General features: G+C 61.7%; 15 protein-coding genes. 4 read left to right on the top strand and 11 right to left on the bottom strand.

Translation table 11 applies throughout. The features are described 5' to 3' along the window. The first annotated feature begins 49 nt into the window (after positions 1-49). Positions 50-484, top strand: coding sequence for an RbsD/FucU family protein (locus ACT54B_RS08125; RefSeq protein WP_476044145.1), 435 nt, complete (start codon positions 50-52; stop codon positions 482-484). On the opposite strand, the gene ACT54B_RS08120 is transcribed toward ACT54B_RS08125, so the two are convergent. Next, positions 485-1,537, bottom strand: a complete 1,053-nt coding sequence (locus tag ACT54B_RS08120) for a proline racemase family protein (protein ID WP_476044144.1) — start codon at positions 1,535-1,537, stop codon at positions 485-487. Positions 1,538-1,761: 224 nt separating this feature from the next. Between ACT54B_RS08120 and spdA the strand changes: the two genes are divergently transcribed. Next, positions 1,762-2,589: a 2', 3'cyclic nucleotide phosphodiesterase SpdA gene (spdA, locus tag ACT54B_RS08115; protein ID WP_476044143.1), complete on the top strand. Its 828-nt coding sequence runs from the start codon at positions 1,762-1,764 to the stop codon at positions 2,587-2,589. On the opposite strand, the gene ACT54B_RS08110 is transcribed toward spdA, so the two are convergent. Continuing rightward, on the bottom strand, positions 2,586-3,785 hold the full coding sequence (locus ACT54B_RS08110) for an alpha/beta hydrolase (protein WP_476044805.1): 1,200 nt from the start codon (positions 3,783-3,785) through the stop codon (positions 2,586-2,588). The two genes, spdA and ACT54B_RS08110, sit on opposite strands and share 4 nt — an antisense overlap. A gap of 163 nt (positions 3,786-3,948) precedes the next feature. Between ACT54B_RS08110 and ACT54B_RS08105 the strand changes: the two genes are divergently transcribed. Beyond that, positions 3,949-4,290: an ArsR/SmtB family transcription factor gene (locus ACT54B_RS08105; protein ID WP_476044142.1), complete on the top strand. Its 342-nt coding sequence runs from the start codon at positions 3,949-3,951 to the stop codon at positions 4,288-4,290. Positions 4,291-4,296: 6 nt separating this feature from the next. Here ACT54B_RS08105 and ACT54B_RS08100 read toward each other — a convergent pair whose 3' ends face one another. Further along, positions 4,297-5,385 (bottom strand): LLM class flavin-dependent oxidoreductase, encoded by a 1,089-nt coding sequence (locus ACT54B_RS08100; RefSeq protein ID WP_476044141.1) that lies wholly within the window; start codon positions 5,383-5,385, stop codon positions 4,297-4,299. Between the two features lie 243 nt (positions 5,386-5,628). Between ACT54B_RS08100 and ACT54B_RS08095 the strand changes: the two genes are divergently transcribed. Beyond that, positions 5,629-5,811, top strand: a complete 183-nt coding sequence (locus tag ACT54B_RS08095) for a Flp family type IVb pilin (protein WP_476044140.1) — start codon at positions 5,629-5,631, stop codon at positions 5,809-5,811. A 49-nt stretch (positions 5,812-5,860) separates the two neighbouring features. On the opposite strand, the gene ACT54B_RS08090 is transcribed toward ACT54B_RS08095, so the two are convergent. The 8 genes from ACT54B_RS08090 to ACT54B_RS08055 form a co-directional block, all read right to left on the bottom strand. Further along, positions 5,861-6,865: a sterol desaturase family protein gene (locus ACT54B_RS08090; protein ID WP_476044139.1), complete on the bottom strand. Its 1,005-nt coding sequence runs from the start codon at positions 6,863-6,865 to the stop codon at positions 5,861-5,863. Positions 6,866-7,098: 233 nt separating this feature from the next. Then, entirely contained in the window at positions 7,099-8,097 is a 999-nt protein-coding gene (locus tag ACT54B_RS08085; protein WP_476044138.1) for a LacI family DNA-binding transcriptional regulator, read from the bottom strand. A 98-nt stretch (positions 8,098-8,195) separates the two neighbouring features. Beyond that, a complete protein-coding gene (locus tag ACT54B_RS08080; RefSeq protein ID WP_476044137.1) occupies positions 8,196-8,951 on the bottom strand; it encodes a 3-methyl-2-oxobutanoate hydroxymethyltransferase in 756 nt (251 codons plus the stop codon). 59 nt (positions 8,952-9,010) lie between these two features. Further along, positions 9,011-9,325 carry a MocE family 2Fe-2S type ferredoxin gene (locus ACT54B_RS08075; protein ID WP_476044136.1) on the bottom strand — a complete coding sequence of 105 codons (315 nt, stop codon included), beginning with the start codon at positions 9,323-9,325 and terminating at the stop codon, positions 9,011-9,013. 243 nt (positions 9,326-9,568) lie between these two features. Beyond that, positions 9,569-10,501, bottom strand: a complete 933-nt coding sequence (locus tag ACT54B_RS08070) for a substrate-binding domain-containing protein (RefSeq protein WP_476044135.1) — start codon at positions 10,499-10,501, stop codon at positions 9,569-9,571. Positions 10,502-10,587: 86 nt separating this feature from the next. Beyond that, positions 10,588-11,592, bottom strand: a complete 1,005-nt coding sequence (locus ACT54B_RS08065; RefSeq protein ID WP_476044134.1) for an ABC transporter permease — start codon at positions 11,590-11,592, stop codon at positions 10,588-10,590. 11 nt (positions 11,593-11,603) lie between these two features. Then, positions 11,604-13,145, bottom strand: a complete 1,542-nt coding sequence (locus ACT54B_RS08060; protein ID WP_476044804.1) for a sugar ABC transporter ATP-binding protein — start codon at positions 13,143-13,145, stop codon at positions 11,604-11,606. A gap of 315 nt (positions 13,146-13,460) precedes the next feature. Continuing rightward, entirely contained in the window at positions 13,461-14,243 is a 783-nt protein-coding gene (locus tag ACT54B_RS08055; RefSeq protein ID WP_476044133.1) for an IclR family transcriptional regulator, read from the bottom strand. Between the last annotated feature and the right edge of the window lie 56 nt (positions 14,244-14,299).

Here is a 14,299-nt window from a genome sequence, read left to right as displayed (position 1 = left end):
CCGGAAGCTTGCAGGCTCCGGGTCAGGGCTGAAAGACAGGGAGGAATCCATGCTCAGGGGAATAGATCCATTGTTGAGCCCGGCGCTGTTGTCCTGCCTCCGGGAGATGGGTCATGGCGACGAGATCGCGCTGGTGGATGGCAATTATCCGGGCCTCGAACATGGCCGGCGCCTGATCCGGATGGATGGGCATGGCGTGATCCCGGTGCTCAATGCCATCCTCAGCGTCATGCCGGTGGATGATTTCGTGCCGGCCGCAATCTTCCGGGCGACGGTCAGGGACAATCCCGACCTGCTCGACCCCGTGCATCAGGACATGGTCGCCACCTGCGCCCGGCATGCGCCGGGCTTTGCCGTGACACCGCTGATGGGCAAGGATTTCTATCCGCGTGTGAGAGCGGCCCATGCGGTCGTCCAGACCAGCGAGCCGCGTCTCTATGGCAACATCATCCTGCGCAAGGGCGTGGTCTATCCGGCGGGTTGATCAGCCCGGCGTTCTGCTTTTCGCAATGCCGGCGGCCGCATCGCCCCAGACGTCGGTGAGAGCAAAGCCCTCGCCCAGCGGGTCGAAGGGGTCCAGCGCCACCTGATGCAGGCCGAAGGTGAAACCGCGACCGGAAATGGTGGGGATGATTGCCGGCTTTCCGGCAACGGTGGTTTCTGCCGCAATCGAGGTTTCGAATTCGGAGCCGATGATCGAGCGCGACTTGAAGACATCCCCGACCTTGGCCAGACCGCGGGCATGCAGCGCCGCCAGATTGGCGGAGCTGCCCGTGCCGCAGGGGGAGCGATCCACCCGGCCGGGCCACATGGTGGTGCAGGTGCGGACCGCGCCATCGGCATCCCGGCCGCGGAACATCACATAGGCAACCCCGGAGATTTCAGGGATTTCCGGATGCACGACCGGCATTTCCCGGTTGATCTGCTCCTTGATTGCCATGCCCGCCTCGACCAGAGCCCGCGCCTGCCCGGGCTCGATGGAAAGACCGAGCGGTTCGGCATCGACCAGCGCATAAAAAATGCCGCCATAGCAGAGATCGAGCGTGATCCGACCCCAGCGAGCGGTTTCCAGCGGCACGTCGAGGGCCTGCACGAAGGAGGGTACGAGGGTCAGCTTCACCCGTTCGCAACGTCCGTCGCGGCAGGTGGCGACGGCCCGCACCAGACCCGCCGCCGTGTCCAGCGTGACGACCGTTTCCGGCTCTTTCATCTCGACGATGCCGCTTTCGAGCAGCGCCGTGGTCACGCAGATGGAGTTGGACCCGGATGACGCATGTGCCTGATCGGGCTGAAGGATGACGAATCCCCAATCCGCGTCCGGATGTTTGGCCGGCAGCAGCAGGTTAACCGAACCGATGGGGGCACCGCGCGGCTCGAGACACAGAAACCGGCGGAGACTGTCGTCCCGGGTGTTCAGGTGGTTCAACTGCTCGGCAATGGTATTGCCGGGAATCTTCGGGACGCCACCAATGGCAACCTTGCCGATCTCGCCCTCGCAATGCACATCCAGCAACTGGATCGTACGCTTCCATCTCATCCGGGTTCTCCTGCATCCGACGCCCTGGCCCGCCCTGGATTTCGAGTCGAGCCACCGCTTTTGCCAACTGATATATCAGGGCGGCGGATTTGACCACCGCTTTTGGAGCGCGAAGCCGCGGCCAAGGCGAATTGACGCGGCGTGCCACGCCGCTATGAATGGGCACCGCGGCGGAACGGGCCTGACATCAGCCTTCTGCCAAAGCCGTTCCGACAGGATTTCCCATGGCCAAGATCATCGTCTTCACCGACCTGCACATGCTCCCCGAGGGCGAGACCATCATAGGGCTCGATCCCTTTGCCCGGCTTGAACGGGGCCTCACCCATGCCGCGCGGATGCACCCCGATGCGGACCGGCTGATCATTACGGGTGACCTGACGCATCATGGCGACCGGGCCTCCTATGAGCGGGTGAGACATTTGATTGCAAACCATGCCTGCCCCGTCTCGTTGACGATCGGCAACCATGACAGACGCGAGCCCTTTCAGGCCATTTTTCCGAATGCCGCGCGCGACGAGAACGGCTTTGTCCAGGAGGTCATCGATTTTCCGGATGTGCGGGCGGTGGTCCTCGATACCCATACTCCGGTTGCAAAGGGCGATCCCGACTACTCCAAGGGCCTTCTGTGCGAACACAGGCTTGCCTGGCTGGACCGGCAGCTCAGCACCGCAGGCACTCGGCCTGTTCTTGTCTTCATGCATCATCCGCCCCACGATACGGGCTTCAAGGGTATGGATGCGATCAAGCTGATCAACGGGGATGCCTTCTATTCGGTGGTGGAACGACACGCCAATGTCCGCCACATCTTCGCCGGTCATGTGCACCGGACCATCGGCGGCTCGCACCGCGGCATTCCCTTCTCGATCTTCAAAAGTCCGCTGCACCAGCAGCCCATGCCCTTCGACATAGACGATACGTCGAGCTCCGTGGACGAACCCGGCGCCTACGGGATCATCGTCACCACGCCCCTGGGCGTGCAGGTGCATACGGAGGATTACGAGCTGGCCGCGCAGGCAAGCCGGGCCATGGATCTTTCGACGGGCGCCGTCTAGCGGCCTTCTGTGCGATCCCGCGATGTCTTGACGGCCTTGCCTTTGGGGAAACGCAGCGAATTGCGCGAGACGGGATCGAAGACCGCAATCGGCGCACGCACGGCCAGGCTTGCCACGTCGCCGACGGTCGATGCCGTGCCCAGCGCGACGAGCCCCATGCCATCGCCGAGACCGACCCGCTGGTCTGTAATGGTCTGGCCCTCGATCAGCCTTTCGCCGATCAGGCGGACCACTTCCGGGCTGTCGGCAAACTTGTTGTGCCCCAGACTGTCCTGGCCTTCGAGCCGGGTGAGATCCAGGACACGGATACCCGCGGCGATGAAGGCGCTGCGATACGGCTCGACTGTCGGATCGACCTGGCCGAGCCGGTCGACATTGCCGGAAATCCGGCGGGAGAGATCGAGCGCCCGGTCATCTCGCGAGACGAAAACGGTGAATTGCGGTTTCTTCGGCCCCAGACTGCGGATCTGCTGGGCGAAGACGTCCACATCCAGATCGGGCGAAGCGAGCAGCACCTGGGTGATCTTCGGGGAAACGGCACCGTTGCGAATGGCCATCTGGCGGATTGCCTCCACCGCAAGCCAGGATCCCATGGAATGGGCCATGACCGTGACCTCTCCCACGGAAGGATCCCGCGCCATGCGTTGCAGCAATTCTTCGAGGGCATCCCGCGAGTAGTTGGTGCTTTCCCGATCATAGGCATAATCGAAAACAGACGCCCGCGACGGCCAGGTGAAGACCACCGGCGCCACATCCGCCTTGGAATCATGCACGATCTGCGCGAAACGATAGACGGAATCCTCGTAGGTATTGTTGAAGCCATGCACGAAAACCATGACGCGGCGGCTCTTGCCGCCATGGTCCCTCATCCACTGCCTTTGCTCCCCCACATCTTCCATCGGTTCGACCCGGACGGTGGCAAATTCGCGGGCGGGATCGGCGGGCACCTTCCTCGGCCACTGGACCTGACCGGCCTGCCGGGCCCGGTCGGGTGGAATAGAGACGGTAACCGCATCTACCTTCAGGTCCACGCCGCGCTCGCCGCTGAAAAGCGTGGCCGGGTCTCCCGAGGGCGCGCGCGTTGTGGCCACCACCATATCGACCAGTGTCGCACCCGGTGCGCGGGCGGTGACGGGCTCCATCACGCCGCTTGCCCGGCTGACACAGCCGGTGGCGACGACCGTGACCATTCCCATCAGAACGGTCAGGCGCAGCAGGCGACGGGACAAGCCGGGGGCGGAAGGGAACAAGATACAGAAACTCGCGCTTGTGTCAGGTGCGGCGAACCTATCTTAAGGGGGCATTTCCGGTCAATTCGATGCCGGAGCCCGAAAACGGGATTGTCGCCGTGCAGCAGATATGAAATGCATCCATGAAACGCTCACCAGCCAGAGCCCGGAAATGAACAGCGATCCGATGCAGCACGCGGCCGATGAGGCCACAGACCTTCTCAAATCCATGGCGAATCGCCATCGCCTGCTGATTCTCTGCCGTCTGGTCGAGGGCGAGCACTCGGTTGGGCAGCTTGCAGAATTCCTCGGCATCCGCGATTCGACGGTCTCGCAGCACCTCGCCCTCTTGAGGCGTGACCGGCTGATCGCCGGTCGTCGGGATGGGCAAACCATCTGGTACAGGATCGAAAGCCAGCCTGCGCTGGACGTGGTCACCGCGCTCTATAATGCCTTCTGCCCCAAGGATTAAGCCTGTTCAGCGCAGCCCCTCTGCCTGAAGCAAGGGCAGGACACGATCGCAGAAGAAGGGCAGTTCCTGCGTATAGTTCACGAAGGACAGGGCTATCCCCTGATACCCCTTGGCAGAGATCGCCGCCATCTCGGCCGCGATCTTTTCCGGCGTACCCACGAGCGGATAGGTTCCCGCTCCACCGGCAAAACGCTGGCGGTAACGCTCGTATGCGGCGGGATCATGCGAGCCGGAGAATTCCTTCTTGCCGGCCATGTGATCGTCGACGGCCGCGTGATCGGCCAGATCCAAGGCATAGCGCCGATAATAATCGTCCGCCTCCTTCTGCGTCTCCCGGCACACCACATGGCAGACGGTATAGACCCCGACATCGCGGCCTACGGCCTGGGCACGGGCGCTTATATCGGCAATGGCGCCTTCCGATTCGGCAATCGACGTGAAGGTGGTGAAGAGATAGTCGCAATGGCGGGCGGCAAAATCGCGGCCCGGCCCGCCGAATGCCGCATTCATCGTGACCGGTCGGGGCGCCTGCAGGCTGGCCGGCCGGCTGACGGCCTGAGCCAGTCGGTAGTAGCTGCCTTCGAAATCCACCGGGTTGTCGCTGGCGTAAACCTTCTCGATGATCTCGATCCACTCCGTCGCCTGATCGTAGCCCTTTTCCACCAGGGGCACGCCGAACATCCCGAATTCCTTCGGATTCCAGCCGCAGACGATATTGAGGCCTGCGCGCCCCTTGGAAATATGGTCGACCGTTGCCAGCGCCTTGGCTGCGTAGAGGGGATGGATCAGCGGCACATGAACCGTCATGAAAAGGCCGATCTGCTCGGTCGCAGCCGCCAGGCCGGCGGCCCAGGTGAAGGTTTCGAATGACCATTCGCGGACCCGGTTCTTGCCGCCAAAACCCCGCCAGCGTGCAATGGGAAGGAAGAAATCCAGGCCGGCCCGATCGGCGATCTGCGCGGCCGTGAGATTGTCGTCCCAGCCCGCCTTCCAGCGTTCCGGTACATCGGTTATCGCAAGCCCTCCGTCGGCATTGGCAGAGAATACTCCAAGCTTCAGCTTGCGGGCCGATTTGAGCGGATGCGGCTTGATCATTGTCGTCTTCTCCCCTCGCCTCGCGCCGGGTGCTGCCATGCCCCTGTTCCCGCAGGCGTCCTGCCGCGGCATTCAACACAAGGTCAGGACGGGGAGCAAGAGAATTTCAAGCTTCAACAATCGCTGGCGATATTCATTCTTTACTAATTTCGACTGTTAACATGTTCTAAATGGGATTTTCCCTATTATTCCGGCACTTTCTGGTCATCACGAGCCCGTTTGCGGGAATTGGGGTTTCAGGGCATGTCGCAGATATTCATCAGATTTCTTCACGACCGGCGTGGCGCGACGGCCATCGAATATGGGCTCATCGCGGCGCTGATATCCATCGCCGTCGTCGGAAGCGGCGCTTCGATCGGCTCCGGCGTCGCGAAGGTCCTCGACATTCTCAATCTCAAGTTCTCGACGCTGCCGGCGGCGAGATAGTCCCTCACCAGCCGCAGGCAGCCGAAAGGCCACATCACGCGGCTTTCCCTTATCGGCTGCGGTTGGCGGCGGCCTTCTTCCTTTCGTAGCGGGCCTGCATGAGGGCATCCCCGTCGCGGGTGCCGTCATGCCAGGTTCCGAACCATCGATCGAAGGGGATCAAGCCGTCCCCATAGTTCACCTCGAAATATTTGTGATGCAGGTAATGGGCATAGGCATGGCTATCGATGGCCTTCTCGTCCGTGACCTCGATCTTGTCGAAACCGACATGGCCGACCACAGCGCCAAAGCCCGCCATATGCATCTGGTAGATCAACAGAACCGGATTGGAGGGGATCAGCAGGTGATAGACTGCGGTGGAGAAGTAGAGAAGGTGCTCCACCGGATGCATGGACAGTGACGACCAGGGAGACGGATTGACCGAATTGTGGTGCACCGAATGGACCCACCGGTAAAGCACGGGCACATGGATCAGCCGGTGGATCAGAAAGAAATGCGCTTCGTGGAGCACCGGAAGAAGGAGCGCCACCCCCACGAGATACCAGGGATGGTCTGCAAAGGCGACCATCGGCACATAGCCAGCGGCCTGGGCATGCAGCACCAGCACTTCAAAAGCGGTCCAGATCGGAACGCCCGTTCCGAAACCGCGAATGAGACTGTCGACGTTTTGACGCTGAAAGAGAAAGGCCGGGCTTCTGTGATCGGCCGGGAACTTCGGATTATATTTGAAACGATGTCCCTGGGCGCGGCGCCAGTAGAGCTGCAGCTCGAAGGCCCCGTAGAACAGAAAGACCGCCAGACAGTTGACGGCGAACAGCTTGAGCACCCACCCCCAGGCGAGAACGGCCATAACCTCGGTCGGCGGCAACACCCACGCCCACCAGGCGATAGCCGACAATATCCACACCATGTTCCAGGGGAAGAAATAGCTCGGAAGCCAGCGCAGGAATGCCATCGGCCGGGGCGGAAAAACAAAGACCGGGGCGATATCGAGCCGGTCGTTCGGCGTCCAGTTGCCGCGCTTGTCCCGGCTGCCAAAGTCCAGATCGTTCATAGGTCGCCTCCCGCAGGGCCGTTGGGTCCAACAGCCACCAAGATGCCCGAAGGTGCGACATGAAATCAAGAGCAAATTTTCATTTTAACTCATTTTTGGATACATATACCTCAAAATGCCTCATTATTTTGCGGCCCAAGCTGCGGAATTTCCTCTCAGGATAAAGGAGGAGGTACATTCACCGCTTTCACCCCCCCCCCCAAGGCCATGCGGCTTCCATCGGGATCGCCCGGTCAATCCCGGGCAAAATGCGGAATATTGAAACGGGTATAGACACCGAAGTCGAAAAGATGGGCATCCCGCGACAGGGAGAGATCGTCCCTGGCCGCCAGCTCCAGGGCGCAGCCGATCAGTTGGGACGGATCGGAGGCAAGCGCATAGTCGATTTGCCCGGCCCGGAGCAGCGGCACTGTGACGGCATTGACCTCATGGGCGATCACCAGAATATCGCCGCTTTTTCCAGCCGCTTCAATGGCTTCAGTCAGGCCGACATTGCCGCCGCCGACATTGTAGATCGCTCCGAGCGCCGGCTGCTCCTGCAAGAGACGCAGCACCGCTTCCCGGGTCAGGTCGGCGCTGTCTTCTCCGAGCGCTTCGCCGGACAGGCTGATTTTCGGGTAATGGGCCCGCAGCGTCGTGCGGAAACCGATTTCGCGGTCTTCATGGCAGCGGAAGGCAAGATCGCCGAGGACCACGCCAACCGAGGTCGGCCTTTCGCCCAGCATGCGCCCGATCAGGAAGGCGGCCGTCTGGCCCGCTGCGCGATTGTCCATGCCGACGAAGGAATCGCGGGCGGCGAGTGCCAGATCCGAAACGACGGCAATAATCCTCTTGCCGCGAGCACGGGCGGCTTCCAGCACAAGATTGGTCCGCTCGGTGTTCTTGGCGGCAATGATCAGGGGTCGAGACACATCCTCGCAAAGATGTTCAATGGTCCCGATGACCTCGGCTTCACTGGCCTGATAGAGATCGTGAAACGCGCCGGGTGCCTGATGACGCTCCCAGGCAACCCGCATCTGGCCGGTCATGCCACGACCGAGCCTGAGCACGATATCGGCACTCCGCCTCCCGAGGACCGATCCCTCCTGCGGCGTTGCGAGCAGGCGCATCGCCTTTTCCACCGCATCCCGCGTGCGCTGGTGAACCTTGCCGCGGCCGTTCAGAACCCGGTCGACCGTGGCGCGGGAAAGTCCCGTTTCCCGCATGATATCCGCGATGCTGACCCGTTTCACCCTGCCCTCCGGAATCGAGACTCAAATCATTTTGCCTCACCTATGGATGATGACGTCTCGCCGCAAGGTAAGCCAGCCTCAAAAAGCATCATTTCCGGTTATTTTTGCTCTTGGAGCCGTTCCGCACCTTCGAGGAATCGCTCATATTCCCGTTCGTCCATGGAGAGCTGATGCCGTTGCTCCGGATAGCCGCCGCTGGCGACATCGGCGACAAAAGCGGAGAAGGCTTCGACACGCTTCTGTTGAAGCTCCCGCTCGAGGCGAGCGAAATCGGCATATTGGCGGGAATGACGCGGCATGGGACCGGTATTGGTGCCCAGCACGTCGCAGGAGAACAGATACTGCGTATCGCAGACATCGCCGCAACCCATGCCCATGGTCAACATGGAGGTCGTGCGCGTGACATAGGCGGCAAGCGGGACCGGCACCACTTCCACCTCCAGGAATGCGGCCCCGGCATTGCCGATATCGCGCGCCTTTCGCAGGACGGCGAGCGCCTCGTCGGCCTTGCGGCCGACAGCCCGAAAGTTGGTCCATGCCGCCAGATTGGGAACAAGGCCCACATGCCCGGTTACCGGAATGCCTTCCATCGCCATCCGCTCGATGAACCGGGGAGAATGGGAGCAGTAAACCGCATCCGCCCCGCGGCGCAGGATATCGAAACCCATGCGCACGGCCTCATCCGGTGTGGCAACGGCCCCATGCGGCATGCCGGCAGAGATCATGGACCGCGGGGCTGCGGCGCGCACCCGCTCCAGATTTCCGTCCGGCTCGCAGGAAATGATGCGAATGCCCGCCTCTTCCGCAGCACTGGCTTCGGCAGGGCTATCCACATGGATCTGCACCCACTGCATTTTTCCCTTGCTGGCAAGCAGGTCGTGAATGGAGAGCTTTTCGCGGTCATGACACGCCCTCACCCGATCCGGATCTGCACCACGTCCCCTTCGACGCGGGCCGGATAGGTGCCGAGATTCTTGCAGGCGGGGAGACGCCGGGCCTCGCCGGTGCGGATATCGAAGATGCCGCTGTGCTTCGGACACTCGATTTCATAATCCATCACCAGGCCGTCGGCGAGATGGATTTCCTCATGGGTGCAAAGCCCGTCGGTGCAGAAGAATTCATCCTCTGCGGAGCGATAGACCGCGTAGGTCTTCCCGTCATGAACGAAGCGGATGACACCTTCCAGCTCGATGCCGGCGCGGTCGCAGACAGCGATCCAATTGCCCATAGAAATCCTCTCCCCCTGCATCGTAAACGGGGAAAGAATGACCTATTTTTAAACTTTTATCAACTCAGGAACATAAATAATGCATCTTTTTATCACCAATTTACCTCACTTTATGTGGCAAAAAATTGGGGCGATGGGGATGCCGGCGGAAGAGCCGACATTCCCATCGCCCCAAGGCGGCAAGAAACGCCCCTCCCCACCTTGGGAGGTCTCAGAGAGGGGCGCTTCGCGATCGATCAGAGATCAATCATAGAGAACAGCAGCGACCTTGGGGTCGGTGATGTTGGTCTTGTCATACCAGTAGTAGCCGGTGTCGATGACCTTCTCCAGCTTCTCGCCCTTGATGGCCTTGGCAAGCGAGTTCACCACGCACTGGCCGATGCCGACGGGGTTCTGGGTGATGGAGCCATAGAGAGTGCCATCCATGATGGCGTCCTTCTGGGTCTTGCCCGAATCGTAGCCGATCCCGACGATCTTTGCGCCGGTCTCCTTGATGGCCACGGACAGGCCGATGGCCGCGCCTTCGTTGGAGGCAAAGATGCCCTTGATGTCCGGATGCGCCTGCAGCATCGCCTTGATATCGTCAGCAGCCTTCAGGGCATCATTGGCATACTGGACTTCGACCACTTCGATCTTCGGATATTTTTCCTTGATCCGGTTCAGGAAGCCATCGCGGCGGCCGATACCGGTCGCGGAGGTCTGGTCGTGGATTTCGGCGGCGATCTTGCCTTCTCCGCCGATGGCTTCGGCCATCTTGTCGGCGGCCGCACCGGCTGCATTCACGTTGTCGGTGGTGCAGGTGGTGAGCGGCAGGTCGCTGTCGACGCCCGAGTCGAAGGCGACGATCGGAATGCCGGCATCGGCGGCCTTCTGGAGCGCAGGAACCTGGGCCTGGCTATCGAGCGCGGCAAAGCCGAGGCCCTGCGGCTTTTTGGCGATCGCCGCGTTCAGAATGTCGGTCTGCTTGTCGATTTCGGCTTCGGTGTTCGGGCCTTCGAAGGTGATGGTCACACCCTGGTCCTTGGCGGCCTGTTCGGCACCGGCCTTCACGGCCTGCCAGAACTGGTGGCTGAAGCCCTTGGCAATGATCGGGAAATAGGTGTCGGCCGCCTGGGCGCCGGAATGCATGGTGAAGGCGCTCAGCGCGAACACGGTTGCAGTCAAGATCTTCTTCATGTCTCACTCCCTTGGTTGAAATTCTGTGCCGCCTTGAAAAATGCGGCGTTCCTCTCTGGTTTGGAAATGACGGCTCCCCCCGTCGGTCAGGCTCTCCTTCGCAACATGATGTCGACGAATACCGCGACGATGATGATGACGCCGGTCACGACGATCTTCCATTCTTCCTGCACACCCATGATGCGCAGGCCATTGGTGAGAACGCTCATGATGAAGGCGCCGATGATGGTACCGAGGATCGTGCCCCGGCCGCCCGACAGCGACGTGCCGCCGATGACGACCGCGGCGATGGCGTCCAGCTCGTAACCGAGGCCAAGCGCCGGTTGGGCCGAATTCAGCCGCGAGGAGATAAGAAGTCCGGCCACGCCGCAGATCGCCCCGGACAGGGCATAGGTGACGATCTTCCAGAAATCGACATTGACACCCGAAAGGCGGGCGGCCTCTTCGTTGCTGCCGAGCGCGAAGACGTAACGGCCGAAAAGCGAGCGGTTGAGCACGATCGAGGCGAGCACGGCGATGCCGAACATGATGAAGACGCCGTTCGGGATTTCGAGGCCGGGGATGATCGCGCTGATAGAGCTTTCCGGAGACAGGTATTTGTAGCTCGGCGTCGAATTGAAATAGATCGGCTTTGCGCCCGAAAAGACCAGCGCGAGCCCGCGCGAGATCTGCATCATGCCGAGGGTGGCGATGAACGGCGGAATCTTCAGCTTGGCGATGATCGTGCCGGACGTACCGCCCATCAGGGCGCCGGCGGCGACCGCGCCGAGAATGCCGAAGGGGAGCGGGAGGCCCGCATTGGTCAAGACCAGACCGGCGGCCACAGCGGTCATGGTCATCATGGTGCCGACTGCAAGATCGATACCGCCCGCGATGATGACGAAGGTGACCGCCACGCCCAGCACGCCGTTGACGGCGGTGGCCTGCATGATGTTGACCATGTTGTTCCAGGCGGCGAAATTCTCCGTGAAGATGCTGAAGAAAGCCAACAGCGCCACCAGCACCACGAAGGCCACGCCCTTTTGCAGCGCAGCGGTGCTGAAAAGCCCGTTCCTCTTTGCCCCGGGTTGTTCGATTACGGCGTCGGTCATCTCGGTGTTCCTTATTCGGCGGCAATCGGCTGGCGCAGGGTGGCCAGGTGCATGATCGATTCCTGGGTTGCGGTACGGCCGTCCAGTTCCCCGGTGATGCGTCCCTCGCACATCACGAGAATGCGGTGCGAGAGGCGCAGGACTTCCGGCAGTTCGGAGGAGATCACGATGATCGCCTTGCCCTGTTCCGCCAGCCCCTGCAGCAATTTGTAGATCTCCGCCTTGGCGCCGATGTCGATGCCACGGGTCGGTTCATCGAAAATCAGGATGTCGCAGTCGCGCAGCAGCCATTTTGCAATGACCACCTTTTGCTGGTTGCCGCCGGAAAGCAGCTTCGTCTCCTGGAAGATGGTCGGCGTCTTGACCTTGAGCCGCGCGACATAATCCTTCGACGCCTCCCGCATGCGGGCGTCATCCATGAAAAAGCCGCCCTTCAGAAAGCGCGGCCAGGAGGCCATGGTGATGTTGTCGCCGACCGACATGCCGGTCACCAGACCGAAATGCTTGCGGTCCTCGCTGAGATAGGCGAGCCCGAGCCGTACGGCATCCTTCGGCGTGGCGATGGCTTCCCGCTTGCCGTGAATCTCGATCTCGCCGCTGTCGATCGGATCGGCGCCGAAGATCGCGCGGGCAACCTCGGTGCGACCTGCACCCATCAGCCCGGCAAAGCCGAGTATTTCTCCCCGCTTCAGATCGAAAGTGACATTGCGGATCACCTTGCCGCGGTTCAATCCCTTGACCGACAGAACGGTCTCTTGCGAACCCTGCCCCTCGGCGCGCGTGCTGTCGGCAAGCTCACGGCCGACCATCAGCGAGATGATCGTCGCCATATCGGTGGTGGCAGCCGGCAGCGTGTCGATGTACTGCCCGTCTCGCATGACGGTGACCCGGTCGGCGATGCGCTTCACCTCGTCCATCTTGTGGGTGATGTAGACGATGCCGACACCCTGCCGCTTCAGGTCCCCGATGATGGCGAAGAGATGCTCGACCTCGGTCTCGTTCAGTGCCGATGTCGGCTCGTCCATGATCAGGACCCGGGAGTTGAAGGACAGGGCCTTGGCGATTTCCACCAGCTGCTGACGGGCAACGGTCAGCGTACCCACCTCCACATCGGGGTCGATATCCACCTTCATCCGCCGGAAAAGCGCGGCCGCATCCGCGCGCATCTTCGCCTCGTCGACGAAAAGGCCGAAGCCCTTTCGCGGTTCGCGGCCGATGAAAATGTTCTGCGCCGCCGTCAGATGGTTCATCAGGAACAGCTCCTGATGGATGATGGAGATGCCGAGCGCCTGGGCGGCGCGCGGGTCCGGCACGGCCACGGCCTGCCCATCGACCAGCATTTCGCCCGCATCCGGCTGGTAGACACCCGTAATGATCTTCATCAGCGTCGACTTGCCGGCGCCGTTCTCGCCCATCAGGGCATGAACCTCCCCCGCATGCAGGGTGAAATCCACCCCCCGCAACGCCTTGACACCGGGAAAGGATTTCTCCACGCCCGAAAGGGCCAGCATCGGCGCGACCTGACCGGCGCCAGACGCGCCGACGGCATCCATCCGTCCAACTGTTTCTCCCATGGGCTCTCCTCTCGAAGACATCGGCACCGACCACCAGGGTGCGCCGATATCTTCCTCCTCCTCAGCCACAGCCAGCCCGGGGGCCGGCATCTCACAAGACCTGCGGCGGCGCTCCTCTTGCCTCGCAGATCATTCCCCACATTCTCTGTCGCCCCTGTCAGCGCCAGCCACCCCGAACCGGGGCAAAACTTCATTTTGAGGCATTTTGCACCAATTAATGCCTCAAATTTCTCATAAGTCAATTATCAATTTATTTCATACTGCGTCAACGGCATTGTTATCTGCCGCACACACTCAGAACGCCGTCGACAATTCCGTGGCCACGCGCACCAGCCTATCCGTGGCCTTGTTGCGAAAATCGGTACCCAGCTCCTCGGGGTGCTCGATATAGGCACAGGTGAGCACGCCCGCCGCATCGCCGCCCGGCGCCCGCACCGGCACACTGATATCGGTCACGCCGACCAGCTGCCCCGAGGGCGCGATGCGGATACCGGCCTCGCGGACCGCATCCAGTTCGGCGGCGACATCCTTCAGCTTTCTCGTCGCTTGCCGCACGCCCCAAAGCCCCAGCGTTTCCCGGATACGATCCGGATGCTGGAAGGCAAGCAGGGCCAGACCAGAACCGGTCGCAAACAGATCGAGCTGGCCACCGACGCGCGCCCGAAACTCCCAGTGACCCGGCGGGCTCGCCTGTGCAACGACCACGGCCGCCCCTTGTTCCGGCACCACCAGATGGCAGGACTGGCGCATGTCCCTTGCGAACTCGTCCATCAGCGGTTGCGCCTGGGCCATCAGCCGCCGGAGCGGCGGATGGCGGGTCGCCAGCAGAAAGAGTTTCATGGTCAGGGCATAGCGGTCGCCTGCGATGCGCGCCACATAACCCCGCGCCACGAGACGCTCCAGCATGCGGTAGATCTGCGACGGGCCGAGACCCAACTCCTTGACGATTTCCGCCCGTGTCAGACCTTGGGGCTCGCCGGAAAGCACTTCGAGAATATCCAGACCCTTGTCGAGCGCCGGCGCCCGGTAACGATCGACCGGCGCATTCTCCTCGTCCATGTCCTGGCGAATATCCACGTCACCTCCCATTCGGTCCCCCCGCCTCTTCTCAGCCGGTTCCTCAACTCCACAGC

It is taken from the genome of Gellertiella sp. DMC107, assembly GCF_056313605.1.
The sequence above is the reverse complement of the archived record's forward strand: the minus strand, read 5'-3'. Positions and strand labels throughout refer to the sequence as shown.